The sequence below is a fragment of the Pseudomonas sp. S3_B08 genome, assembly GCF_054667725.1.
The window spans coordinates 4905451-4930243 of the sequence record NZ_CP162750.1; the positions used below are offsets into that span (position 1 = coordinate 4905451).

The 24793-nt window shown below is 58.8% G+C and carries 26 protein-coding genes, 2 tRNA genes and 1 rRNA gene; 13 read left to right on the forward strand and 16 right to left on the reverse strand.

Annotated features, from left to right (window positions below):
• The first annotated feature begins 21 nt into the window (after nt 1-21).
• Both AB4N73_RS22280 and AB4N73_RS22285 read left to right on the forward strand, forming a co-directional pair.
• Nucleotides 22-567, forward strand: a complete 546-nt coding sequence (locus AB4N73_RS22280) for a gamma carbonic anhydrase family protein (protein ID WP_150637331.1) — start codon at nt 22-24, stop codon at nt 565-567.
• Nucleotides 568-595: 28 nt separating this feature from the next.
• Nucleotides 596-1246 (forward strand): HAD family hydrolase, encoded by a 651-nt coding sequence (locus AB4N73_RS22285; protein ID WP_252887083.1) that lies wholly within the window; start codon nt 596-598, stop codon nt 1244-1246.
• A 99-nt stretch (nt 1247-1345) separates the two neighbouring features.
• On the opposite strand, the gene AB4N73_RS22290 is transcribed toward AB4N73_RS22285, so the two are convergent.
• Nucleotides 1346-2437: an aminopeptidase gene (locus AB4N73_RS22290; RefSeq protein ID WP_252887084.1), complete on the reverse strand. Its 1092-nt coding sequence runs from the start codon at nt 2435-2437 to the stop codon at nt 1346-1348.
• Between the two features lie 58 nt (nt 2438-2495).
• Here AB4N73_RS22290 and AB4N73_RS22295 point away from each other — a divergent pair, with 58 nt between their 5' ends.
• Both AB4N73_RS22295 and AB4N73_RS22300 read left to right on the forward strand, forming a co-directional pair.
• Complete coding sequence (locus AB4N73_RS22295; RefSeq protein WP_460142557.1) at nt 2496-2918, forward strand: PA0061/PA0062 family lipoprotein; 423 nt, start codon at nt 2496-2498, stop codon at nt 2916-2918.
• A 39-nt stretch (nt 2919-2957) separates the two neighbouring features.
• The gene (locus tag AB4N73_RS22300; RefSeq protein WP_460142558.1) at nt 2958-3377 is read left to right on the forward strand and encodes a PA0061/PA0062 family lipoprotein; all 420 of its coding nucleotides are present in this window, start codon (nt 2958-2960) and stop codon (nt 3375-3377) included.
• Nucleotides 3378-3384: 7 nt separating this feature from the next.
• Here AB4N73_RS22300 and AB4N73_RS22305 read toward each other — a convergent pair whose 3' ends face one another.
• Nucleotides 3385-3624 (reverse strand): DUF1161 domain-containing protein, encoded by a 240-nt coding sequence (locus tag AB4N73_RS22305; protein WP_252887086.1) that lies wholly within the window; start codon nt 3622-3624, stop codon nt 3385-3387.
• Between the two features lie 240 nt (nt 3625-3864).
• Nucleotides 3865-4296: an OsmC family protein gene (locus AB4N73_RS22310; protein ID WP_016772308.1), complete on the reverse strand. Its 432-nt coding sequence runs from the start codon at nt 4294-4296 to the stop codon at nt 3865-3867.
• Between the two features lie 240 nt (nt 4297-4536).
• Between AB4N73_RS22310 and AB4N73_RS22315 the strand changes: the two genes are divergently transcribed.
• Entirely contained in the window at nt 4537-5538 is a 1002-nt protein-coding gene (locus AB4N73_RS22315) for an LLM class flavin-dependent oxidoreductase (protein ID WP_056791299.1), read from the forward strand.
• A gap of 164 nt (nt 5539-5702) precedes the next feature.
• Here AB4N73_RS22315 and AB4N73_RS22320 read toward each other — a convergent pair whose 3' ends face one another.
• On the reverse strand, nt 5703-5927 hold the full coding sequence (locus tag AB4N73_RS22320; protein ID WP_071173980.1) for a DUF1161 domain-containing protein: 225 nt from the start codon (nt 5925-5927) through the stop codon (nt 5703-5705).
• A 129-nt stretch (nt 5928-6056) separates the two neighbouring features.
• Complete coding sequence (locus AB4N73_RS22325; protein WP_016772305.1) at nt 6057-6272, reverse strand: dodecin; 216 nt, start codon at nt 6270-6272, stop codon at nt 6057-6059.
• A 166-nt stretch (nt 6273-6438) separates the two neighbouring features.
• Between AB4N73_RS22325 and AB4N73_RS22330 the strand changes: the two genes are divergently transcribed.
• The gene (locus AB4N73_RS22330) at nt 6439-6765 is read left to right on the forward strand and encodes an ElaB/YgaM/YqjD family protein (protein WP_039757078.1); all 327 of its coding nucleotides are present in this window, start codon (nt 6439-6441) and stop codon (nt 6763-6765) included.
• Here AB4N73_RS22330 and AB4N73_RS22335 read toward each other — a convergent pair.
• Entirely contained in the window at nt 6738-7655 is a 918-nt protein-coding gene (locus AB4N73_RS22335; RefSeq protein WP_252877202.1) for a LysR family transcriptional regulator, read from the reverse strand. The genes AB4N73_RS22330 and AB4N73_RS22335 overlap by 28 nt on opposite strands.
• A 113-nt stretch (nt 7656-7768) precedes the next feature.
• Here AB4N73_RS22335 and trpB point away from each other — a divergent pair, with 113 nt between their 5' ends.
• Nucleotides 7769-9001, forward strand: coding sequence for a tryptophan synthase subunit beta (gene trpB, locus AB4N73_RS22340; RefSeq protein ID WP_016772302.1), 1233 nt, complete (start codon nt 7769-7771; stop codon nt 8999-9001).
• Nucleotides 9001-9810 carry a tryptophan synthase subunit alpha gene (trpA, locus tag AB4N73_RS22345; RefSeq protein ID WP_016772301.1) on the forward strand — a complete coding sequence of 270 codons (810 nt, stop codon included), beginning with the start codon at nt 9001-9003 and terminating at the stop codon, nt 9808-9810. Before trpB ends, trpA begins: the two co-directional genes overlap by 1 nt.
• Nucleotides 9811-9867: 57 nt before the next feature.
• On the opposite strand, the gene AB4N73_RS22350 is transcribed toward trpA, so the two are convergent.
• The 10 genes from AB4N73_RS22350 to AB4N73_RS22395 all read right to left on the reverse strand — a co-directional run bounded on the left by AB4N73_RS22350 (nt 9868) and on the right by AB4N73_RS22395 (nt 19720).
• Nucleotides 9868-11829, reverse strand: a complete 1962-nt coding sequence (locus AB4N73_RS22350) for a DUF7844 domain-containing protein (RefSeq protein WP_315435052.1) — start codon at nt 11827-11829, stop codon at nt 9868-9870.
• Entirely contained in the window at nt 11826-12146 is a 321-nt protein-coding gene (locus tag AB4N73_RS22355; protein WP_041476450.1) for a DUF2388 domain-containing protein, read from the reverse strand. The genes AB4N73_RS22350 and AB4N73_RS22355 overlap by 4 nt, the downstream gene beginning before the upstream one ends.
• 27 nt (nt 12147-12173) lie before the next feature.
• Nucleotides 12174-12491 carry a DUF2388 domain-containing protein gene (locus tag AB4N73_RS22360; RefSeq protein WP_056791311.1) on the reverse strand — a complete coding sequence of 106 codons (318 nt, stop codon included), beginning with the start codon at nt 12489-12491 and terminating at the stop codon, nt 12174-12176.
• Between the two features lie 108 nt (nt 12492-12599).
• Nucleotides 12600-12917 carry a DUF2388 domain-containing protein gene (locus AB4N73_RS22365; protein ID WP_016772298.1) on the reverse strand — a complete coding sequence of 106 codons (318 nt, stop codon included), beginning with the start codon at nt 12915-12917 and terminating at the stop codon, nt 12600-12602.
• 333 nt (nt 12918-13250) lie between these two features.
• Nucleotides 13251-13466, reverse strand: coding sequence for a DUF1127 domain-containing protein (locus tag AB4N73_RS22370; RefSeq protein WP_007911656.1), 216 nt, complete (start codon nt 13464-13466; stop codon nt 13251-13253).
• Between the two features lie 321 nt (nt 13467-13787).
• Nucleotides 13788-15281, reverse strand: a complete 1494-nt coding sequence (locus AB4N73_RS22375) for an acetyl-CoA hydrolase/transferase family protein (protein WP_071173986.1) — start codon at nt 15279-15281, stop codon at nt 13788-13790.
• A gap of 214 nt (nt 15282-15495) precedes the next feature.
• Complete coding sequence (locus tag AB4N73_RS22380) at nt 15496-16929, reverse strand: NAD(P)(+) transhydrogenase (Re/Si-specific) subunit beta (protein WP_041476447.1); 1434 nt, start codon at nt 16927-16929, stop codon at nt 15496-15498.
• Complete coding sequence (locus AB4N73_RS22385) at nt 16929-17249, reverse strand: NAD(P) transhydrogenase subunit alpha part 2 (RefSeq protein ID WP_003220416.1); 321 nt, start codon at nt 17247-17249, stop codon at nt 16929-16931. Before AB4N73_RS22385 ends, AB4N73_RS22380 begins: the two co-directional genes overlap by 1 nt.
• Nucleotides 17250-17264: 15 nt before the next feature.
• The gene (locus tag AB4N73_RS22390; RefSeq protein ID WP_041476446.1) at nt 17265-18386 is read right to left on the reverse strand and encodes a Re/Si-specific NAD(P)(+) transhydrogenase subunit alpha; all 1122 of its coding nucleotides are present in this window, start codon (nt 18384-18386) and stop codon (nt 17265-17267) included.
• Between the two features lie 434 nt (nt 18387-18820).
• Nucleotides 18821-19720: a LysR family transcriptional regulator gene (locus tag AB4N73_RS22395; protein WP_460142559.1), complete on the reverse strand. Its 900-nt coding sequence runs from the start codon at nt 19718-19720 to the stop codon at nt 18821-18823.
• 157 nt (nt 19721-19877) lie between these two features.
• Between AB4N73_RS22395 and AB4N73_RS22400 the strand changes: the two genes are divergently transcribed.
• The 5 genes from AB4N73_RS22400 (at nt 19878) to AB4N73_RS22420 (ending at nt 24747) form a co-directional block, all read left to right on the forward strand.
• A complete protein-coding gene (locus tag AB4N73_RS22400; protein ID WP_024015035.1) occupies nt 19878-21059 on the forward strand; it encodes an acyl-CoA dehydrogenase in 1182 nt (393 codons plus the stop codon).
• A 14-nt stretch (nt 21060-21073) separates the two neighbouring features.
• A complete protein-coding gene (locus AB4N73_RS22405; RefSeq protein ID WP_460142560.1) occupies nt 21074-22294 on the forward strand; it encodes a CaiB/BaiF CoA transferase family protein in 1221 nt (406 codons plus the stop codon).
• 630 nt (nt 22295-22924) lie between these two features.
• A 16S ribosomal RNA gene (locus AB4N73_RS22410) occupies nt 22925-24461 on the forward strand.
• 123 nt (nt 24462-24584) lie between these two features.
• A tRNA-Ile gene (locus tag AB4N73_RS22415) sits at nt 24585-24661 on the forward strand.
• A 10-nt stretch (nt 24662-24671) separates the two neighbouring features.
• Nucleotides 24672-24747: transfer RNA gene (locus AB4N73_RS22420), tRNA-Ala, on the forward strand.
• The last annotated feature ends 46 nt before the right edge of the window (nt 24748-24793 follow it).

A 24793-nucleotide genomic window follows, 5' to 3' on the forward strand; every position in this document is an offset into this window, starting at 1 on the left:
GCGACAGAGAGAGAACTAATCGTGTCCCTTCGCAAATATCAGAATCACACCCCCCGCTTGAGCAACGGCGCATTCGTCGACGGTTCGGCGGTGGTGATCGGCGACGTCGAAATTGGCGCAGACAGCTCGGTCTGGCCGCTGACGGTGATCCGTGGCGACATGCACCGCATCCGCATCGGTGCGCGCACCAGCGTGCAGGACGGCTGTGTGCTGCACATCACCCACGCCGGCCCGTTCAACCCGGACGGTTTTCCCTTGCTGATCGGCGATGATGTGACCATCGCCCACAAGGTCATGCTGCACGGCTGCACCGTTGGCAGCCGCGTATTGATCGGCATGGGCAGCATCGTCATGGACGGCGCCGTGGTCGAGGACGATGTGATCATCGGCGCCGGCAGCCTGGTGCCGCCGGGCAAGCGTCTGCAGAGCGGCTTCCTGTATGTCGGCAGCCCGGTCAAGCAAGTGCGCCCGCTGACCGAAAAGGAAAACGCCTTCTTCACCTACAGCGCGGCGAATTACGTCAAGCTCAAGGACCTGCATCTGGCCGAAGGCTACGACCAGCTCTGAATCGCCTTACACCTGCTCGGGAATTTCCATGCACTACCAGACTGTACTGTTCGACCTCGATGGCACCCTGACCGACCCGCGTGAGGGCATCACCCGCTCAATTCAATTTGCCTTGGCCAATCTCGGCATCGACGAGCCGGACCTGAGCAAACTTGAACACTTCATCGGCCCGCCGCTGCTGCAAGCGTTCATGCAGTTTTACGACTTCGACGAGGCCAAGGCCTGGGAAGCGGTGAATTTCTACCGTGAGCGCTTCAAGGTCACCGGGCTCTACGAGAATCGGGTGTTCGACGGGGTGACGCCGTTGCTGGAAACCTTGAGCGGGCAGGGGCGGCAGTTGTACATCGCAACGTCCAAACCGTGGGTGTTCGCCCGCGAGATCGCCCGGCACTTCGACTTCGCCCGCCACTTCAAAGTGATCTACGGCAGCGAGCTGGACGGCACGCGGACCAACAAGGTTGAGCTGATTGCGCACCTGCTTGAGGAAGAACGCCTGAACCCGGCACAGACCCTGATGATCGGTGATCGCAAGCATGACCTGATCGGCGCCCGCAGCAACGGCCTGGATGCGGCGGCGGTGGGCTATGGGTTTGGCAGCTTCGAGGAATTGAACGCCGAATCGCCGGCTTATCACTTCGAAACTTTGAATGCGTTGCATCAGGCTTTTTTGCAGCGCTGAGCAGATGGCTATCGCTGGCAAGCCAGCTCCCACAGGTTAGCGATTCTTCAGGCTCACCGCTGTCCCTGTGGGAGCTGGCTTGCCAGCGATGAGGCCCGTTCAGCCGCTGGTGGACTCAGGAACTGCCAAGGCCCTCAAAGCCGCCTTACGCTCATCAACCGGCAATCGCCCCAACCGCTCAACCTCGGCATAGAACCTCAGCCAATCCCCACCCACCTGCCTGAACAGCGCCGCAAACGCCGGCACCCACTGGTCATACAGCCCGAACGGCAACAACCGCGCATTGTTCAGCGGCGCATTGACCCAGGCGTCATAGCGCTTGTCCCCGGCCCACTGACTGTCGCGCGTTGCCTGATACTCCCGGCGCAAGCGCTCGAATTCAGCTGCTTTGTGCTCACGCATTTGCTCAACCGACAGCGGCTGCGCATACAGCTTCTCCAGTCGTGAGCGCGTGGCGAGTACCAGTTCGATGAATTGGTCACGCTGCTTGAGCCTCGCATCCGACTCTGCCGGTAGCCCGCGAAAGGCGCGCCATTGCCGCGTACCTTCCTGCTCGACAAACGTGGCAAATGACTCGTTGAATTCGGTGTCGTCCTTCACATAGAACTTCTGGTGCGCCAGCTCATGAAAGATCAGCGTGGCCAGTCGCTCATCGCCCCAGCCCATCATCGAATTGAGGATCGGGTCATTGAACCATCCAAGCGTCGAGTACGCTTCGACCCCGCCGATCGACACATCCATACCCTGCAAACGTTGAATCGCCGCTTCGCCACGGGCGGCGCTCTGGCTGTAGTAGCCGCGATAGGCCACGCAGCCGGCAATCGGGAAGCAGTGATTCTGCGGTGTCAGGGAGAACTCTTGAGTAGCGAACACATTCCACACCACGTAGGGGCGATGGATATCGGCGTACAGGCGATAGCTCTGGTTATCCGGCAAATGCAGATGCTCGCTGGCAAAGGTACGGGCCTTTTGTGATTGAGCCAGATGCGCGCGCAATTTGGCATCGCGGCTGGGGTCGGCAATGACCTTCTCCACCGGCTCCCGGGCGCGCAGCAATTGCAATTGGCCGCTGGCGAGCTGGCTGTAATAGCTGACGCTGGCGCAACCGTTGAGCAACAAAAACAACACACCCGGAAACAAAATCGGAAAAACGCGATCAAGTAACCCAAGGCTGGAAAACGGCCTGATCAAAATAAGAAATTCCCCGGAAAGTCTGCCCCAAGACTATCCCGCCTCAAGGAGCACCGCTATGCGCATGTTCATGCTGACAGGAGGCCTGCTGACGCTGGCCGGTTGTGCCGGATTCGGAATGCCCGACCCCGACCCCTCGCAAGCCTGGATCGATCTTGACGCTCGCCAACACGACACGGCGCTGCAAGCCGTTCAAGTCGATGCCACCCAGGCCATCGACAAACGCTATTTCGAAGTGCAGCCCGGCAGCCATGAGCTGAAGGTGCGCTATCAATTCCCGGTGGAGGCCACCAATATCGGCCCGAATTCCGAACCGTTGTGGCGCGATTGCCAGATGAGCGTGAAATTCAAGGACTTCAACGCCGGCCAGCGCTATCAGTTGCAGGCGGGCAGCATCGGCTTCCGGCCTTGGGCCAAGCTGTATGACGAACAGCGCAAGGTTGTCGGTCAGGGCACACCGGCGGGCTGTCAGAGCAGTTGATCGGCGCTATGCTGGAAATCCCGTCTAAGGATATCGATCATGCGCAAGTTGACGACATTGCTGGCCGCCAGTGTGCTCGCCGGTTGTCAGAGCCCGTTGCCGGCGGCCGATCCAGACAAAGCCTGGGTCGACTTCGCCATGCCTACCCCCGGCGGCAAAGTGCTGATGGCCGAGCGCCTGGATAAACAGCGCTTGCGCGACGGACGGTTTTTTCAGGTGACGCCCGGTGGTCATGAGCTCACCGTGCGCTTTGACTTCGAAGTATTCGGGGGTGGTCAGGGCATGGATACCGATCCGCAAGAGCGGCTATGTTACATGACCGTGCCCTATGAATACTTCGAGGCCGGGCAGCGTTACCGCCTTGAGGCCCGATCGCTGGCCTTCACGCCAAGTGCACGCTTGATCAATCGTCAGGGGCAGATCGTTGCCAACGAGCGGCAGATCAATTGCGTGCCGTGATAGGCAATCAGCTATCGTTTTTCTGATAGATGATTCGCTTGGTGCCGTTCTCGCAAGTACCGACGATCATGGCCGAGTCATGCTGCTTCGCCTCCTCCGCCGTGATGATTTCCAGGGTGTACGTTGGGACCGCTTTCGCCTGAATTTTAACCTCGATTTCCTTTCTGAGCTCTTCGCACTTCTTGGGGGCTGCGAAAGCGGAAGTGGCCAGTGCACTGCAAAGGATCGCCAAGCCAATACGTTTCATCGATGAAGCTCCTTGAGGCAGCGCGCACGGGTGTGCGCTGAAGCTGCTGTCGATTATTCGACCACAATTCTGCAGAGCGGGTTCTGACTTTGCTCACACCTTGTATTAATTGCCGGCCGCTGAGCTGGTTTCGAGACTGCGTTCGCGAGCAGGCTCGCTCCCACAGGGGATCTGCGCCGTGCACAAATCCCCTGTGGGAGCGAGCCTGCTCGCGAAGGCGTCAGCCCGGCAAACGCCGAATCAGCTGACCAGCGAAGCCTCGAGGGTGATCTTCGCGTTCAGCACTTTGGAAACCGGGCAACCTTCCTTGGCCTTGTTGCTCAGTTCTTCAAACTGCTGCTGAGTTGCGCCTGGAATCTTCGCCTTGAGAATCAGCTTTACCGCAGTGATTGCGAAGCCGCCGTCAACCTGATCGAGGGTGACTTCAGCGTTGGTGTCGATGCTGTCTGCCTTCAGGCCGGCATCGCCGAGAATCATCGAAAACGCCATGGAAAAGCAGCCGGCGTGGGCCGCGCCGATCAGTTCTTCCGGATTGGTACCCTTGCCGCCTTCAAAGCGCGCCTTGAAGCCGTACGGCGCTTCGCGCAGTACGCCGGTTTCGGTGGAGATCGAGCCGAGACCGGTTTTCAGATCGCCTTCCCAATGCGCCGATGCCTTTTTCACGATAGCCATGTCTGCCTCCTCAAATGTGGCGCGGGACGCCGCGCCTTCGCGGTTTTTACTAGCAAGGCTTCTGAGGATAGACGGCGGAACAAAGTTCAGCCTGGCTGAATCGTTGACTTTTTTAGTAGGAAATTTCGCCGCTGCTATTGAATCTCGGGTATATGCCCTCATTCCATAAAACACGCTTATGGATTTGGCAGGTTTTCGCTCGCAAGAAAAACCTGCCTCCCCACCCGGAGATGCAGGTTCATGAAAAAACTGTCCGACGTAAAATTTTCCACCCTCGACCTGGTGCCAGTGCGCGAAAACGGCAGCGCGGCGCAATCGCTGCGCAACTCGCTGGACCTGGCGCAGCATGCCGAGAAATTCGGCTACACGCGCTTCTGGGTCGCCGAACATCACAACATGGACGGCATCGCCAGTTCGGCAACTTCGGTGTTGCTCGGCTATCTGGCCGGAGGCACGTCGACGATCCGCGTCGGTTCCGGCGGGGTAATGCTGCCCAACCATGCGCCGCTGGTGATCGCCGAGCAGTTCGGCACCCTCGAGAGCCTGTACCCGGGACGGATCGACCTGGGTCTGGGCCGCGCGCCCGGCTCTGACCAGATGACCGCCCGCGCCTTGCGCCGTGAGCGCTCGGGCAGCGCTGACGACTTCCCTGAAGACGTTGCCGAACTGATGCGCTACCTCGGCCCGCGCACTCCGGAACAACGGGTGATCGCCATGCCCGGCACCGGCACCAACGTGCCGGTCTGGCTGCTCGGCTCAAGCCTGTTCAGTGCGCAATTGGCGGGTGAGCGCGGCTTGCCTTACGCCTTCGCCTCGCACTTCGCGCCGCGCTTCATGCACGAGGCGATCCGCATCTACCGCAATCACTTCAAACCGTCGGCGGTGCTCGACAAACCGTACGTAATGCTCGGCGTGCCGCTGGTGGCCGCCGATACCGATGAGCAAGCCGATTATCTGGCGACGTCGGTGTACCAGCGCATTCTTGCGCTGATGCGTGGTCAGAGCCTGGTGCAGCGTCCGCCGGTGAAAACCATGGACGGCCTGTGGCTGCCCCATGAACGTGAAGCGGTGGGCGATTTCCTCGGTCTCGCCATGGTCGGCGGCCCGCAGAAGATCCGCGCCAAGCTTGAGGTTTTGATCGAGCAGACCCAGGCGGACGAGCTGATTTTCACCAGTGATCTTTACGAACACGCCGATCGCATCCATTCCTACGAATTGCTGGCCCAAGTCATGAAGGGATAACGCGAACCCTTGCAGGAGCTGTCGAGTGCAACGAGGCTGCGATCTTTTGATTATGATTTGAAATCAAGATCAAAAGATCGCAGCGTCCCGCAGCTCCTACCCGGAAAATCATCGTCCACAAAAAAGCCGACGCATCCACGTCGGCTTTTGTATTTCAGGCGCAATCAACCTCGCTTGTAGACGATGTCCTTGCTGCCGCCTTCGCAACTGCCGACGACGTCGCCATCAGCGGCCGCACCCTTGTCGACAACTTCCAGCGAATAACCGGATACGCCTTTGGCGTCGAGCTTCGCGGCGATTTCGCTTTTCAGCTCTTCACAAGGCTTGCCGGCTGCAAACGCACCACCCGCAAGGCTCAACAAACCTACTGCCAACATGAACTTCTTCATCGGTCGCACTCCCTGGTCGGATTGAATGAGGCGGGCATCGGGTCATCCACCCGATGCGCTCACCTTGTAGCGCTTTGCCATTCCCTATGGCACTCGGCCAGCGCGCAAGTTCAGAAGACTAGCTCAAACTCAGCTGGCGGCAATCTTGAAGCCGACTTTCAGCGTTACCTGAAAGTGCGCCACCTGGCCGTTTTCGATGTGGCCACGGGTTTCGGTCACTTCAAACCATTCCAGATTGCGCAGGGTTTTGTTGGCTTCGGCCAGTGCGTTGTTGATGGCGTCTTCGATGCTGGTGGTGGACGAACCGACCAGCTCGACTTTCTTGTACGTGTGATGGTCACTCATGGCGTTCTCCTTGGGTTGGAATGGCGTGTGAAATTGAGCCTAGCAGGCAATTGCACTGTTGATTTCGGCGCCGCTGCGCTGCCGAAGTTCAGAATTTCTGCACTTTCTCGAAGTGGTGAAGTCCCAACCAACACACGCCACTCATCACCAATGCAGGAGAGCCACCATGGCCAACACCTCTTTACGTAAAGCCTCGTTGCAAAGCATGGAAGCCGAGATCGAGAGTCTGCTCAAATCGTTGGAAAGCTTGAAAGACGATGCTTCGGACGAGTCGCGCAAGACCCTCAAGGCGCTGAAAAGCAATGCCGAAAGTGCATTGAAACATTCCCGTCATCTGCTCAGCGACGCGTACGAAGAAGTCAAAGTGAAAACCCGCGAGACCGGCATTGCCACTCGTGATTACGCGCAGGAACATCCTTGGACCACAGCTGGTGTGGCTGTCGGTGCAATCGGTCTGCTCGCTGCCTACTTTTTGTTCAAGCGCGGTGAGTGATCAGGCTGGCGCAGCTCGTTTTTGAGCCACTGCGCCAGTTGCCGGGCGCGCCCGTCCGCGGCGCGTTTGGGTAGCCACAACGCCAGTTGCGCCGGGGTTTCGCAGAAGCCCCACGGCGCAACCAGGCGACCCGCCTTCAGGTCTTCAGTTACTAACGGCTCCGGTGCGATTGCCACGCCGAGACCTGCAACAGCCGCCTCCAGCAAATAATACAAATGCTCAAAACCTTGCCCGAGCTTCAACGCCTTGGAATCGAGGTGGTTTTGCTGTGCCCAGCTGGGCCAGGCTTGCGGGCGAGAGGTGGTGTGCAGCAAGGGCTGCTTGAGCAATTCTGCGCCAGGAGCGTCGTGCAGGTTCTGATAACCGCTGAATAACGGGCTCATCACCGGGCCGATGCGTTCCGCCGCCAGTTCGTAGACCTGCATATCGGCCGGCCACGGTGGCTCGGCGAACAGCAATAGCGCATCGAGTCCCGGGCGCCGAGGGTCGAGATCGCCTTCACCGGCCGACAGGTGCAGTCGCAGATCAGGCAAATCGGCATTCAACCGCCCCAGGCGCGGAATGAACCAGCGCGCCAGCAGGCTCCCGGAACAACCAAGCACGAACGGCGCATCGGCAGTGCTTTGGGTCAATTCCGCACAAACAGTTCGCAAGCGATCGAACGCCTCTGCGCTGGCATCGCGCAGACGCACGCCGGCATCTGTGAGTTTCAAGCCGCGCCCGTCCTTGACGAACAGGCTCACGCCGAGATGTTCTTCAAGCGCTTTCAGCTGGCGGCTGACCGCGCCGTGAGTTACATGCAGCTGCTCGGCAGCCTGACTGACGCTGTTCAGACGGGCGGTGGCCTCGAAGGCGCGCAAGGCATTGAGCGGGGGAAGGTCGTGGCTCATGGTATCTGTGAGTTTTCCTGACAGGTTGCGGCGATCTTATCGGTTTTCAGCCTGGAAAGTCAGGGGTAGAGTGGTCGTCATTGTCTTCTGACCGAATTCACCTGGAGCGACCCATGACCCAGACTTCGAACACTTCTGATCTGCGTAACGGCCCTGACGCCAACGGCCTGTTCGGTGCGTTCGGTGGCCGTTATGTAGCGGAAACCCTGATGCCGTTGATCCTCGACCTGGCCCGCGAATACGAAGCGGCCAAGGAAGATCCGGCATTCAAAGAAGAATTGGCCTACTTCCAGCGTGATTACGTCGGACGTCCGAGCCCGCTGTATTTCGCCGAACGCCTGACCGAGTTCTGCGGCGGCGCCAAGATCTACCTCAAGCGTGAAGAGCTGAATCACACCGGCGCGCACAAGATCAACAACTGCATCGGCCAGATCCTGCTGGCGCGGCGCATGGGCAAGAAGCGCATCATCGCCGAGACCGGCGCCGGCATGCACGGCGTGGCCACGGCCACCGTTGCTGCGCGTTTCGGTCTCGATTGCGTGATCTACATGGGCACCACCGACATCGAACGTCAGCAGGCCAACGTCTTCCGCATGAAGCTGCTGGGCGCTGAAGTCATTCCGGTTGTGGCCGGCACCGGCACCCTGAAAGACGCGATGAACGAAGCCCTGCGTGACTGGGTGACCAACGTCGACAACACCTTCTACCTGATCGGCACCGTGGCCGGCCCACACCCTTATCCAGCAATGGTCCGCGACTTCCAGGCCGTCATCGGCAAGGAAACCCGCGATCAGCTGCAGGCTCAAGAAGGTCGTCTGCCGGACAGTCTGGTGGCATGCATCGGTGGCGGTTCGAACGCCATGGGCCTGTTCCACCCGTTCCTCGATGACAAGAGCGTGGAGATCATCGGCGTCGAAGCCGCCGGTTACGGCATCGAAACCGGCAAGCACGCGGCCAGCCTGAACGGCGGTGTGCCGGGCGTGCTGCACGGTAACCGCACTTTCCTGCTGCAGGACGACGATGGGCAGATCATCGACGCCCACTCGATCTCCGCCGGCCTCGACTATCCGGGCATCGGTCCTGAACACGCCTGGTTGCACGACATCGGCCGCGTCCAGTACACCTCGGTAACCGACGACGAAGCGCTTGAAGCGTTCCACAAATGCTGCCGTCTGGAAGGGATCATTCCTGCCCTGGAAAGCGCTCACGCTCTGGCCGAAGTGTTCAAACGCGCACCGAAGCTGCCGAAGGATCACCTGATGGTGGTCAACCTCTCGGGCCGTGGCGACAAGGACATGCAAACCGTAATGCACCATATGCAACAGTCGCAGCAGGAGAAACACTGATGAGCCGCCTGCAAACCCGCTTTGCCGACCTCAAGCAACAGAACCGCGCCGCGCTGGTGACCTTTGTCACCGCTGGCGATCCTGACTACGACACTTCGCTGGCAATCCTCAAAGGCCTGCCGGCGGCAGGTGCCGACGTGATCGAACTGGGCATGCCGTTCACCGATCCGATGGCTGATGGCCCGGCGATCCAGCTGGCCAATATCCGCGCACTGGGCGCCAAACAGAATCTGGCGAAAACCCTGCAAATGGTTCGCGAATTCCGTGAAGGCAACAGCGACACGCCGCTGGTGTTGATGGGTTACTTCAACCCGATCCACAAATTCGGCGTCGAGCGCTTTATCGCAGAAGCCAAGGATGCCGGCGTCGATGGCCTGATCGTGGTCGACATGCCACCAGAGCACAACGAAGAGCTGTGCGACCCGGCGCAGGCTGCTGGCCTGGACTTCATCCGCCTGACCACGCCGACCACCGACGACGCGCGCCTGCCGCGTGTGCTCAACGGTAGTTCCGGTTTTGTCTACTACGTGTCGGTCGCGGGTGTCACCGGCGCCGGTGCAGCGACTCTGGAACACGTGGAAGAGGCGGTTGCGCGTCTGCGTCGGCATACCGACCTGCCGATCAGCATTGGCTTCGGTATCCGTACACCGGAGCAGGCTGCGGCCATCGCGCGTCTGGCTGACGGTGTGGTGGTGGGCTCGGCGTTGATCGATCACATCGCCAGTGCCGATACGCCTGAGCAGGCCATCGATGGCGTGTTGAGTCTGTGTTCGGCGCTGTCCCAAGGCGTGCGCAAGGCTCGCGTCTAAAGCCGCAGGGGAAAACCAAAAGGCTTCAGAACAGGCGTTCTGAAGCCTTTTTTGTGCTCAGGGCAATTGCAGTCCGCCCGAAGCCTTGTGCAGTTTGCGCAAATGCTCGCCAATCTGCTTGACGTTGGCCTCGCTGGCGGCAATCTCGGCGGCGCGCTTGGGTTCGAGCAGCTTGCGCACTTCAGTATCGAGGTCGCCGGACAGGGCGAGCAGCTTCTTCTGCCGTTGGCTGCTTTCCGCTTCCAGTCGGCCAAACTCGCTCGGTTGCGGTAGTCCGTAACCTTTGGAGTCGAGCAGTTCCGCCGGGCGGCTGAGGAAGCCACTGTTGGCGAGAATCTCCTGCAAGGTCGCGTTGGCTTTGTCCATGCCGCCATTTTCCAGCTCGCGGGCACCGAGGTAGCGTTGCTTGACCTCGTCCTGGGCCAGCAACAACTGCCGGCGGAAACTGGCTTGCTCCAGCAGCAACAGGGCCGCGCTGGTGCGCAGGTCGGCGCGATCGAACCATTCGCGGCGTTGTTCAGCGCTGAGTGACAGCCAGTCTTCGACAGTGGTCTGCTTGATCGGCAGCTGCTTCTTCAATACATCGAACATCGCCTGATAGCGATCGCGGAACGAGTCGAAGCGGTAACCCAGACGCAGCGCTTCTTTCGGATCGTCGAGCACACTGGTGTCGGCCAGACCACGGCCCTTGAGCACTTCCAGCAAGCCGTTGGGCATGATGCTGTCGAGGCCGACCAGTTGGCTGTTATTGCTGCCGCTGCGCAACAGTTTCAAGCCTTCCACCGCGCAGTTGTTGGAGAGGAAGAAGTAATTGCCGTCGTAACTCCAGTGCATCTCGGCGGCATGTTCGACCACGCCCTCGATCTCCTCGCGAGACAGGTTCAGCGGCACTGAAGCGAGGCTGCGCAGCTCGGTCTTGGTGTATTCGTCGATCACCTGTGCCAGCGGCAACACGAACAGCCGCGACGGGTATTTGCCGACCAGTCCATCCCAGCTCGACAGCTGCACATCGCCAACGAAGGCGCGATAGGACAGCACCAGGTGCTGATCGAGGTCGAGGCGGCAATCCGGGCCGCGCGGGCGACCGGGGGCGCAGATCACCAGGCGCAGCATGCTGTGGCCCCAGCGACTGACCCAGTTCTGATTGGCCTCGGCCAGCAGGTAATCGACCGCGTAGACCCGTTCCGGATCGACTTGTCCCAAGGGTTGCTTGGCGAAGTCATTGCCCGCATTGAGAAAGGCAAAGCTCTTGCTGCAGGTGTCCTGCGCTGGCGGCGCCCAGCCGAAATGTTCCTTGTAGTAGCGATACAGCGCCGGGCGGCGGCAGGCGTAGCTCGGGTCGAGGAGGAAGTACTCCATGTTGACCGCGACAAATTCCTTGGGACTGGAAATTTCGTAGAGGTCCGGGCTGCGAGCGATCTGCCGGTTATGTTGTTCACGCTCGCCACGGCGGCCGACGTACTGTTGCCACCCGGCCAGATCGAGCAGGCGCGGATCGTCGCTGATGGTGAAGCGGCGACCGTTCTGCCCGCGACACTCATCGGGAATACCGATCAGCCCGGCGCTGTTGAAGCGTCGGGTGCAGCGCTGGATCAACGTGCGCTCAGCGCTTGGCCATAAACGCGCGCGGTCGTAGATATGCGTGATTTCGTGCAGCACTGTGGCCAGCAGTTCCTGGCGCACAGTGCCGTGGGGGCGATTGGTTTTCTCTTTCGCCGCGCTGCCATCGGTGAGAGCGGCGAGAAGCTTGCGATTCAGATCAAGCTCGGCAACCAGCGTTGCCTGCCCGTAAGCGTTGGCAGGCATGTCGTCGGTCCAGCCGACGTCGATGCGCCGATCCAGCCGCTCGATGAAACTCGGCGGCAGTTTCGCCATGGCCTCATCGATCAGCGCCTGACTGGCCTGTTGTTGAGCCGGGCTCAGACCCTCGGTCTTGAGCCGCAATTGCAGGCCGGCGTGGGCGCTGTTGCCAAGCAGCAACAACGCCCCGGCCAGCAGCCAGGCGCCAACGGACCTCACAGTGCGAGGATGGCTTCGGCGAGTACCTGATCACTGGCGTCGCGCGCTTCCGGCACCCGTGTACGCAAGGTGTTGAGAGCGGCTTCGAGGTGCGCGCCACGGATGTCGCCGTTGCTGGCGACGAAACTGGCGGCGTCGTCGTGGGCTTCGCGGATGATTTTCGAATCGCGAATCGACGTGGTGGTATCGGAAGTGAAATCGATGCTGCGCTGGGAGGCACGAACGATGATGTTACTGGTGGCTACCAGGGTGTGCGCCTGGGCCACATCGGCCAACACAAACAGGCCAAGGGCGGCAGCAATCAGCGGGCTACGCATGGAACGACTCCGGAAGGACAAGGATAACTATTGGACGAGAATTGCCTCTGCCAGTTCAAGGTCGCTGGCATGAAGTTTCGGCCGGGTTTTGCGCAGGTAATGCAGCGCGGACTCCAGCCGTGCGCCTCGCCATTCACCGTCACTGGCGACGAAGGCGGCCGCGTCATCATGGGCGGCGCGCAGCAGTTTACGGTCGAACGGCGCAGAAGACACCATGCTGGTGGCGTAACCGCTGACAACCGTGCCTTGGGTCGATGCATTGAAAGCATCGAAGGCGTTGGCAGACATCGCCCAGCAGGCGGTGAATAGAGTGGAAGAGATGAGCAAAGTTGGAAGAAAGCGCATGGGACTCGACAACTGTTAGCGAGCCTGAAGGCTAGCGCAAATGCCCGGGCCAGAGCCAGCGTTGAAACATCGGGACACGGCTGGCGTGTCCCGCAATACCGCAAGCGATCAGAGCGTCAGAATGGCCTGAGCCAATTGGGCATCGGTGGCATTGAGTTGTGGCGCCTGATGGCGGATGTGATCGAGCGCGCTTTCCAGCTTTACCCCACGGATATCGCCTTCGCTGGCCACGAAGCTGGCGGCATCGTCGCGGGCGGCGAGGACGATCTTGTCGTCACGGAACGAGGAGGTCACATCGGAAGTGGCGTCGGAAGTGGCTTTCAGCGCGCCGACGATCGAGTCGGTGGTCACGATGAAGCTGGTAGCGCTGGCGTTGGCAGCCACGGCCAGCAGGGCGGCGGCACTGAGCAGGCGAAGACGGGTCATGATGTAACTCCTTTGGATAAACCGTAGTGAGAGGTGGCTCGGTATCTGAGGAGTCAGACGCCTGTTGCGCAACGTTCGCCACGTTCTGCATGGATATTAGGCTGCCAAATCCGGTTCGCCCAGTGGTGGCCAGTGATACTCCAAAGGTTCTGCATAACTGTACTGGTGTTATCTGAGGTTTTCGTAAATTGTACCTGTTCTCGTTCAGTTATGCGTTTTAGAGCATTCAAGGCCCTGAAACGACAAAACCCGCCGTGGTTGCCCACGACGGGTTTTGCTTGTGCAATTCGGGTTGCTGGCGGTGGGTCTGACGACCAGAGCCAGCGACGCTGCTTAGCGCCAGAACGGCTTGCTCAGCTCTTCGTAGCGTTGTGCTTCGCTGATACCGGCGTCGGCCAGCAGACGCGAATCCAGACGGGCCAGTTGGTGGCGGCTGGAGATGCGGCGCTGCCACAACATCAGGTTGGCGATAACGCGCAGAGGCAGGGAAGCCTGGGTGTTTACAGCTTTGTCTTCGAAGAACAGTTCGGAACTGAGTGTACGTTCCATGGTTGACATCCTTCCGCTTGTGGCGGGATCAGGTAGTGGTTTGACTGGTGCCCATGATCCTCTCGTTTGGATAGTCTCTGTAGATACAGTTCATTTGTATTGTGAGTGAGCAGTTAACTGTTTATGGATGGTGTACGGGTCGAAATTGGGCGAACTGTACCTGTCTGCACTTGATTGGTGCATTTCGGCTCGTATCAGGGGGTTGAGTAGGAGTTTGCGGTAGGAAAAGACCGGTACAGCAGTACAGTTTTTTGCGATCCTGTTTCTCGCGGGCATCCACCGAGGCAAAACTGTGTTTGCCTCGGTGGGTATCTGTGTGAATCACACTGCCAGCATGCGCCCGGTTTCTTCCAGGTTCATATGCCAGCTCAGGGCTTCGCGCAGAATATGCGGGGTGTGACCGCCGATTGCACAGGCAGCGCTGAAGTAATCATTCAGTGCCTGGCGGAAGTCCGGATGCACGCAGTTGTCGATGATCACTCGTGCACGTTCCCGTGGCGCCAGGCCACGCAGGTCGGCGAGGCCGACTTCGGTCACCAGAATGTCGACGTCATGCTCGGTATGGTCGACGTGGCTGACCATCGGCACCACGCTGGAAATCGCGCCACCCTTGGCAATCGATTTGGTCACGAATACCGCCAGATGCGCATTGCGTGCGAAGTCGCCGGAACCGCCGATGCCGTTCATCATCCGCGTACCGCAGACATGGGTGGAGTTGACGTTGCCATAGATGTCGAACTCCAGCGCGGTGTTGATGCCAATGATGCCCAGACGCCGCACCACTTCCGGGTGATTGGAGATCTCCTGCGGCCGCAGAATCAGTTTGTCCTTGTACTTCTCCAGGTTGCCGAACACGTCGCTGTTGCGGCGCTCGGACAGGGTGATCGAACTGCCCGAGGCGAAGCTTAGCTTGCCGGCATCGATCAGGTCGAAGGTCGAGTCCTGCAGCACTTCCGAGTACATGGTCAGGTCTTCGAACGGCGAGTCGATCAAGCCGCACATCACTGCGTTGGCGATGTTGCCGATGCCGGCCTGCAGTGGGCCAAGCTTGTTGGTCATGCGCCCGGCCGCGACTTCCTGCTTGAAGAAGGTGATCAGGTGTTCAGCGATGGCATTGGTATCAACGTCCGGTACCGACACTGTGGATGGCGAGTCCGACTGCTGAGTGATGACAATCGCAACGATCTTCTCCGGTGGAATCGGGATCGCCGTGCTGCCGATGCGATCGTCGACTTTCACCAGCGGGATTGGCGTCCGCGTCGGGCGGTACGTCGGGATATAGATGTCGTGCAGGCCTTCGAGGTTGGCGTTGTGGGCCAGGTTGATTTCGACGATCACTTGTTTGGCGAAGATCGCGAAGCTGGCCGAGTTGCCCACCGACGTGGTCGGCACGATATGGCCTTGTTCGGTGATGGCGACTGCCTCGATGACGGCGATGTCCGGCAGCTTCAATTGCTGGTTGCGCAACTGCTCGACCGTTTCCGAGAGATGCTGGTCAATGAACATCACTTCACCGGCGTTGATTGCCTTGCGCAACGTGCTGTCGACCTGAAACGGCATGCGCCGCGACAGCACGCCGGCCTCGGTCAGTTGCTTGTCGAGGTCGTTGCCCAGGCTGGCGCCAGTCATCAGGCTGATCTTCAGCGGCGTGACCTTGGCGCGCTCGGCCAGTGCGTGGGGAACGGCCTTGGCTTCGCCGGCGCGGGTGAAACCGCTCATGCCGACGGTCATGCCGTCCTCAATCAGAGCGGCAGCGTCGGCAGCGCTCATCACTTTGTCCAACAACGAAGGCAGGCGAATACGGTCACGGTACATGGATTATTATCTCGGGCAACGAGTAGCAGGATGCGCAGTCTAGTGAATTTGGCCGGCGCCTGTCCCGCTACCAAGGTCGCAAACGAGGCCTCTATTTCGCGGGTTTGCAGTAAAACACCGTTACCGGATCTGCAACAACGCGGCAAATTGTCCAGCGTCTGGCGCAAACAAAAACGCCCCGACAAGTCGGGGCGTTCGCTATTGCAGTGGTGAATTACTCGACCGCTTTGACCATGTCTTCGATGACTTTCTTCGCATCGCCGAAAACCATCATGGTTTTGTCCAGATAGAACAGTTCGTTGTCCAGGCCGGCGTAGCCGCTGGCCATCGAGCGCTTGTTGACGATGATGGTCTTGGCCTTGAACGCTTCGAGAATCGGCATACCGGCAATCGGTGACTTCGGATCGTTCTTCGCGGCCGGGTTGACCACGTCGTTCGCGCCGAGCACCAGCACCACGTCGGCCTGACCGAACTCGGAGTTGATGTCTTCCATCTCGAACACCTGGTCGTAAGGCACTTCGGCCTCGGCGAGCAGGACGTTCATATGCCCAGGCATCCGACCGGCCACCGGGTGGATCGCGTACTTAACCGTTACGCCGCGATGGGTCAGCTTCTCGGTCAATTCCTTCAGCGCGTGTTGCGCGCGGGCCACGGCCAGACCGTAACCCGGGACGATGATCACGGTATCGGCGTTGGTCAGCAGGAAAGTCGCGTCATCCGCCGAGCCGGATTTCACCGGGCGGGCTTCCTGCGCACCGGCAGGACCTGCATCGGCTGTGTTGCCGAAACCGCCGAGCAGTACATTGAAGAAGGAGCGGTTCATCGCCTTGCACATGATGTACGAGAGAATCGCACCGCTCGAACCCACCAGCGAGCCGGCAATGATCAGCATCGAGTTGTTCAGCGAGAAACCGATGCCCGCCGCCGCCCAGCCGGAATAGCTGTTGAGCATCGACACCACCACCGGCATGTCAGCGCCGCCGATCGGGATGATGATCAGCACGCCCATCACGAACGCCAGCGCCAGCATCAGTGCGAACGCCGTAAGGTTGCCGGTGAACATGAAAGTCAGACCGAGAACCAGCGTTGCCAGACCCAGAATCGCATTGAGCTTGTGCTGGCCACTGAACTGTACCGGTGCGCCCTGGAACAGGCGGAACTTGTACTTGCCCGAGAGCTTGCCAAAGGCAATCACCGAACCGGAGAAAGTGATCGCACCGATTGCCGCACCGAGGAACAGCTCCAGACGGTTGCCCGCCGGGATCGCATCGCCCAGCTGTTTAACGATACCCAACGACTGCGGCTCAACTACCGCCGCAATGGCAATGAACACCGCCGCGAGGCCGATCATGCTGTGCATGAACGCTACCAGTTCCGGCATCTTGGTCATTTCAACGCGTTTGGCCATGATCGAACCGGCGGTGCCGCCGACCAGCAGGCCAACGATCACATAACCGATGCCAGCCGTGGCCAGTTCAGCGCCCAACTTATAGATCAGGCCGACCGTGGTGATGATGGCCAGTGCCATGCCAAGCATGCCGAACAGGTTGCCGCGCCGCGAGGTGGTCGGGTGCGACAGGCCTTTGAGGGCCTGGATAAAGCAGATCGACGCGATCAGGTAGAGCGTCGTCACGAGATTCATGCTCATTACTTCGGCGCCTCTTCTTTTGCTTTCGGGGCTTTCTTTTTGAACATCTCAAGCATGCGGCGAGTGACCAGGAAGCCACCGAACACATTGACCGCCGCCAGTGCCACAGCCAGCGTGCCCATGGTCTTGCCCAACGGCGTGACTGTCAGCGCAGCGGCGAGCATGGCGCCGACGATCACGATCGCCGAGATCGCGTTGGTGACTGCCATCAACGGCGTGTGCAGCGCAGGTGTAACGTTCCAGACCACGTGGTAACCGACATAAATCGCCAGCACGAAGATGATCAGGTTGTAGATACCGGGGGAGATAAGCTCTTCCATCGTCTGAATCCCTGCTTAGGCGTTTTTGCGGATGACTTGGCCGTCGCGGCACATCAGGCACGCGGCGACGATGTCGTCTTCGAGGTTGACGTCGAACTGGCCTTCCTTGGTGAACACCAGCTTGAGGAAGTCCAGCAGGTTGCGTGCGTACAGCGCCGAAGCATCGGCAGCGACTTCACCGGCGAGGTTGGTCGGACCGACGATCGTCACACCGTTTTCCACAACGACCTGATCGGCGACGGTCAGCGGACAGTTGCCACCCTGAGCGGCCGCGAGGTCGATGACCACCGAGCCCGGCTTCATCTGCGCCACGGTCTCGGCGCTGAGCAGCGTCGGCGCTTTGCGGCCCGGAATCAGCGCGGTGGTGATGACGATATCGGCCTGCTTGGCGCGCTCGTGCACAGCCTGCGCCTGACGCTGCATCCAGCTCGCCGGCATCGGCCGCGCGTAACCGCCGACACCGACGGCGCATTCGCGCTCTTCATCGGTCTCGTAAGGCACGTCGACGAACTTGGCGCCGAGGGATTCGATCTGTTCCTTCACCGCTGGACGCACGTCGGACGCTTCGATCACCGCACCCAGGCGTTTCGCTGTGGCAATCGCCTGCAAACCGGCCACGCCCGCGCCAAGAATCAGCACCCGCGCCGCTTTCACGGTACCCGCAGCAGTCATCAGCATCGGCATGAAGCGTGGGTAATAGTGAGCCGCGAGCAACACCGCTTTGTAGCCGGCGATATTCGCCTGCGACGACAACACATCAAGACTCTGCGCCCGCGAGGTGCGCGGCGCCGCTTCGAGGGCGAATGCGGTAATGCCGCATTCGGCCATCTTCGCGATGGTCTCGTTGTTGAACGGGTTGAGCATGCCCACGAGCACCGTGCCGCGCTTGATCAGCGGCAGTTCGGCATCGCTTGGCGCGACCACTTTGAGAATCAGCTCGGCGCCAAACGCGTCATTGGCGCTGCCAATGCTTGCGCCGGCCGCTTCATAGGCACTGTCGACGACACTGGCTTTGACGCCAGCGCCGCTTTGCACAGTGACCTTATGGCCTTGGCTGATCAGCTTCTTGATGGTTTCCGGGGTTGCAGCAACCCGTGTTTCACCGGTCTGGGTTTCGAGAGGAACACCAATGTGCACGTCAAATCTCCTGCGTGATCTTATTGAGTAAACCCATGCACTACGGATGGTGCGACTGGGGCGGCCGATCAGCACGATCCCGCCGAATCAGGGCGGGGCGCGGCATTTTGCAGGCGAACTTTATGCCCTTCAAGGGATTATGACGGGTGACGGAAAATTAACTACAAGTCATGCCGTGACCGAATGTCGCAGATGGCCAGTTGAACCCCTTGCAGGCCGTGCCCTGCAAGGATTCTGGCTGAATTTGAAAAAAATTCGCATCGGTGGCGTGAATAGGCAGCAATGAGTCGCCGTTAGAGGCTCAAAGCCACGTGTTTGGCAGCTTGTGGGACGTCTGTACGACTTTCGGATACAGTCTGCTCAGAAGCGACAAATAGTTATATCTGTAGGGCTTTGGTTTTTCTGACTACGGGGTTAGGTATTGCGCAAGGCCTTTATTCTTCTAGGCTGTAGCTCTGCGCCTGATTTACCAGCCAGTCACGAAATGCTTTCAGCGAAGCCGATTCGACTTTTCGCTCCGGAATCATCAGGTAATAGGCCTTGATGCTGGAGAGCGCTTGAGAGTTGGCAACCACCAGACGTTTCTCTGTCAGCTCGCGCTGAATCAGAAACGGCGGAATCAGCGCAACGCCCATGTCGTGCATGGCTGCCTGGGCAAGCATGGAGAATAGCTCGTAGCGTGGGCCTGTCATGTCGCGAGGGATATTCAGTTGCTGCGAGTTGAACCATTGGCGCCAGGCGTAAGGTCGGGTGGTCTGCTGCAGCAGCGGTAGCTCGGCGATGGCTTGCGCTGTCAGTTGCTTGCGATCGCCGAGTAGGGCGGGGCTGCACACCGGCATCGGATTTTCGCCCATCAACCTGTGGGATTCGGTACCCGACCAGTCGGCGTCGCCGAAGTAAATCGCGGCATCGAATTCGGTGTCGGCAAACAGGAATGGCCGAGTGCGGTTGGTCAGGTTGACGGTCACTTCCGGGTGCTTGAGCTGGAAATCCTTGAGCCGTGGCAGCAGCCATTGCGTGCCGAAGGTCGGGACGACGGCGAGCTCGATGACGTTGGTGCCCTGCTGGCCCATCACCGAAAGGGTGTCGCGCTCCACTGCATCGAGCTGAGTCGCCACCCGACGGCTATATGAAAGTCCCGCTTCCGTCAGCTTCACCCCACGTCGCGAGCGCCGGAACAACTCCACGCTGAGGAATTCCTCAAGGCTGGCGATCTGTCGGCAAATGGCACCCTGGGTGAGCGACAGCTCTTCAGCGGCACGGGTAAAGCTCTCATGGCGGGCGGCAGCTTCGAAGCTGATCAGTGCGGCGGTGCTGGGGATCTTCCTGCGCATGTACGTCAACCTCACTAATGCGCCGCATAAAAGGCAATTCGCGACGTTTCGGAGTGAGAAATTAGCACAACAGGATGCGAAATCCTCGTTTGCCGCGATGGCGAACCGCGCCTAGGATCAATGCCACGTTAATTCACCCGATTGCGAGGGCACACTCATGGGCGGTAAAGCTAGTTTCAATTGGATCGATCCCCTGCTGCTGGATCAACAGCTCACCGAAGAAGAGCGGATGATCCGCGACACCGCCGCGCAGTTCGCTCAACAGAGTCTGGCGCCGCGTGTGCTCGAAGCTTTCCGTCATGAGAAGACCGACCCGGCAATCTTCCGCGAGATGGGTGAAGTCGGCCTGCTCGGTGCGACCATTCCCGAACAATACGGTGGCAGTGGTCTGAATTACGTCAGTTATGGCCTGATTGCCCGTGAGGTCGAGCGCGTCGACTCCGGCTATCGCTCGATGATGAGCGTGCAGTCCTCGCTAGTGATGGTGCCGATTAACGAATTCGGTACCGAAGCACAGAAACAGAAGTATCTGCCGAAACTGGCTTCCGGCGAATGGATCGGTTGCTTCGGTCTGACCGAGCCGAACCACGGTTCCGATCCGGGCGCGATGATCAGCCGGGCGCGCAAGGTCGATGGCGGCTACAGCCTGACCGGCGCGAAGATGTGGATCACCAACAGCCCGATCGCTGACGTATTTGTGGTCTGGGCCAAGGATGACGCCGGCGATATCCGTGGATTCGTTCTGGAGAAAGGCTGGAAAGGTCTGAGCGCTCCGGCGATTCACGGTAAGGTCGGCCTGCGCGCTTCCATCACCGGCGAGATCGTCATGGACAATGTGTTCGTGCCGGAAGAAAACATCTTCCCGGACGTCCGTGGTCTGAAAGGTCCGTTCACCTGCCTCAATTCCGCACGCTACGGCATTTCCTGGGGCGCACTGGGCGCGGCCGAGTTCTGCTGGCACACCGCGCGTCAATACACTCTGGATCGTCAGCAATTCGGTCGACCGTTGGCCGCGACTCAACTGGTGCAGAAGAAACTCGCCGACATGCAGACCGAGATCACTCTGGCACTGCAAGGTTGCCTGCGCTTGGGCCGGATGAAGGACGAAGGTACCGCCGCCGTTGAAATCACTTCGATCATGAAGCGCAACTCCTGCGGCAAATCGCTGGATATCGCACGGATGGCGCGCGACATGCTCGGTGGTAACGGCATCTCCGATGAGTTCGGCGTGGCCCGTCACCTGGTCAACCTGGAAGTGGTGAATACCTATGAAGGTACCCATGACGTTCACGCGCTGATCCTCGGGCGTGCGCAAACCGGTCTGCAGGCGTTCTATTAATAGGAGGGCGGACCATGGGCGCGCTGTCGCATCTACGGGTACTGGATTTATCACGAGTGCTGGCCGGGCCTTGGGCCGGACAGATCCTCGCCGACCTGGGCGCCGAGGTGATCAAGGTCGAGCGCCCGGGCAATGGTGATGACACCCGCGCCTGGGGCCCGCCCTTTCTTAAAGACGCTTACGGCGAGAACACATCGGAAGCGGCTTATTACCTCTCGGCCAACCGCAACAAGCAATCGGTGACCATCGACTTCACCCGTTCTGAAGGTCAGAAGCTGGTGCGCGACCTGGCGGCGAAGTCGGACATTATGATTGAGAATTTCAAAGTAGGTGGTCTGGCGGCCTATGGTCTGGACTATGAGTCGCTGAGGGTTCTCAACCCGAATCTGATCTACTGCTCAATCACCGGCTTCGGCCAGACCGGCCCGTACGCGAAGCGCGCAGGGTATGACTTCATGATCCAGGGGCTTGGCGGCTTGATGAGCCTGACCGGCCGACCCGAAGGAGACGACGGTGCTGGTCCGGTGAAAGTCGGTGTCGCGCTCACGGACATTCTTACTGGGCTGTATTCAACGGTGGCGATTCTCGCGGCGTTGGCTCATCGCGATCACGACGGTGGTGGCCAGCACATCGATATGGCGTTGCTGGATGTGCAGGTCGCGTGTCTGGCTAACCAGGCGATGAACTACCTGACCACGGGCAATGCGCCAAAGCGTCTGGGAAATGCGCATCCCAACATCGTGCCTTATCAGGACTTTCCTACGGCGGATGGTGACTTCATTCTTACCGTGGGTAATGACGGGCAGTTCCGCAAGTTCGCAGAGGTGGCTGGCCAACCGCAGTGGGCGGATGATCCGCGCTTCGCGACCAACAAACTGCGGGTAGCGAACCGCGCGGTGCTGATCCCGTTGATCCGCCAAGCTACGGTCTTCAAGACCACGGCCGAGTGGGTTGCTCAACTGGAGCAGGCGGGTGTGCCTTGTGGGCCGATCAATGATCTGTCGCAGGTGTTTAAAGATCCCCAAGTGAAGGCGCGCGGTCTGGCGATAGAGCTGCCGCATGCATTGGCGGGGATGGTGCCTCAGGTGGCCAGCCCGATTCGATTGTCGGAGACGCCCGTTGAATATCGTCATGCGCCTCCTTTATTAGGTGAGCACACATTAGAGGTTCTGCAGCGGGTGCTGGGTCTGGGGGCAGGCGCGGTGGCTGCGTTGAAGGAGGAAGGCGTCCTTTAAGTCTTCTTCTATATAGAAGAAGCTCTTTTCTCATTTGATTGAATGTTTTTTAACCAATACGCAAGTTATTGAAAGAAAAGCGAAATTAATGGTTGACGGCAGATTCCAGAGGTCTATAATTCGCCCCACTTCCGGCGCAGTCGAAACGGAAAACTCCTTGAGATTCAGAGAGTTACGCAGTTTTCGACAGCGACTTGCTTCAGGTCATCGAAGTCTGGAAGAAGTTGAAAGAGCAGCGATGTGTAGCTCTTTTAACGGTTCGATCTTCTCGGTCGAAAGCGGAGAAAAAGAGGTGTTGACAGCAGCGATTAACGCTGTAGAATTCGCCTCCCGCTAACGAGAGATCGGAAGCGCAAGTGGTTGAAGTTGTTGAAGAATTCTTCGAAAACTTCTGAAAATAATCACTTGACAGCAAATGAGGCTGCTGTAGAATGCGCGCCTCGGTTGAGACGAAAGATCTTAACCAACCGCTCTTTAACAACTGAATCAAGCAATTCGTGTGGGTGCTTGTGCAGTCAGACTGATAGTCAACAAGATTATCAGCATCGCAAGTTACTCCGCGAGAAATCAAAGATGTAACCAACGATTGCTGAGCCAAGTTTAGGGTTTCTTAAAAACCCAAAGATGTTTGAACTGAAGAGTTTGATCATGGCTCAGATTGAACGCTGGCGGCAGGCCTAACACATGCAAGTCGAGCGGATGAGAGGAGCTTGCTCCTGGATTCAGCGGCGGACGGGTGAGTAATGCCTAGGAATCTGCCTGATAGTGGGGGACAACGTTTCGAAAGGAACGCTAATACCGCATACGTCCTACGGGAGAAAGCAGGGGACCTTCGGGCCTTGCGCTATCAGATGAGCCTAGGTCGGATTAGCTAGTTGGTGAGGTAATGGCTCACCAAGGCGACGATCCGTAACTGGTCTGAGAGGATGATCAGTCACACTGGAACTGAGACACGGTCCAGACTCCTACGGGAGGCAGCAGTGGGGAATATTGGACAATGGGCGAAAGCCTGATCCAGCCATGCCGCGTGTGTGAAGAAGGTCTTCGGATTGTAAAGCACTTTAAGTTGGGAGGAAGGGCAGTAAATTAATACTTTGCTGTTTTGACGTTACCGACAGAATAAGCACCGGCTAACTCTGTGCCAGCAGCCGCGGTAATACAGAGGGTGCAAGCGTTAATCGGAATTACTGGGCGTAAAGCGCGCGTAGGTGGTTTGTTAAGTTGGATGTGAAATCCCCGGGCTCAACCTGGGAACTGCATCCAAAACTGGCAAGCTAGAGTATGGTAGAGGGTGGTGGAATTTCCTGTGTAGCGGTGAAATGCGTAGATATAGGAAGGAACACCAGTGGCGAAGGCGACCACCTGGACTGATACTGACACTGAGGTGCGAAAGCGTGGGGAGCAAACAGGATTAGATACCCTGGTAGTCCACGCCGTAAACGATGTCAACTAGCCGTTGGGAGCCTTGAGCTCTTAGTGGCGCAGCTAACGCATTAAGTTGACCGCCTGGGGAGTACGGCCGCAAGGTTAAAACTCAAATGAATTGACGGGGGCCCGCACAAGCGGTGGAGCATGTGGTTTAATTCGAAGCAACGCGAAGAACCTTACCAGGCCTTGACATCCAATGAACTTTCCAGAGATGGATTGGTGCCTTCGGGAACATTGAGACAGGTGCTGCATGGCTGTCGTCAGCTCGTGTCGTGAGATGTTGGGTTAAGTCCCGTAACGAGCGCAACCCTTGTCCTTAGTTACCAGCACGTAATGGTGGGCACTCTAAGGAGACTGCCGGTGACAAACCGGAGGAAGGTGGGGATGACGTCAAGTCATCATGGCCCTTACGGCCTGGGCTACACACGTGCTACAATGGTCGGTACAAAGGGTTGCCAAGCCGCGAGGTGGAGCTAATCCCATAAAACCGATCGTAGTCCGGATCGCAGTCTGCAACTCGACTGCGTGAAGTCGGAATCGCTAGTAATCGCGAATCAGAATGTCGCGGTGAATACGTTCCCGGGCCTTGTACACACCGCCCGTCACACCATGGGAGTGGGTTGCACCAGAAGTAGCTAGTCTAACCTTCGGGAGGACGGTTACCACGGTGTGATTCATGACTGGGGTGAAGTCGTAACAAGGTAGCCGTAGGGGAACCTGCGGCTGGATCACCTCCTTAATCGACGACATCAGCTGCTGCATGAGCTCCCACACGAATTGCTTGATTCATTGAAGAAGACGATAGAAGCAGCTTTAAGCTCCAAGCTGATAGCTCTGAGCTAACAGTTACAAGCTCGAAATTGGGTCTGTAGCTCAGTTGGTTAGAGCGCACCCCTGATAAGGGTGAGGTCGGCAGTTCGAATCTGCCCAGACCCACCAATTTTGTTATGGGGCCATAGCTCAGCTGGGAGAGCGCCTGCCTTGCACGCAGGAGGTCAGCGGTTCGATCCCGCTTGGCTCCACCATAAACTGCTTCGAAGTTTGAGAGTTTAGAAATGAATATTCGAGCTG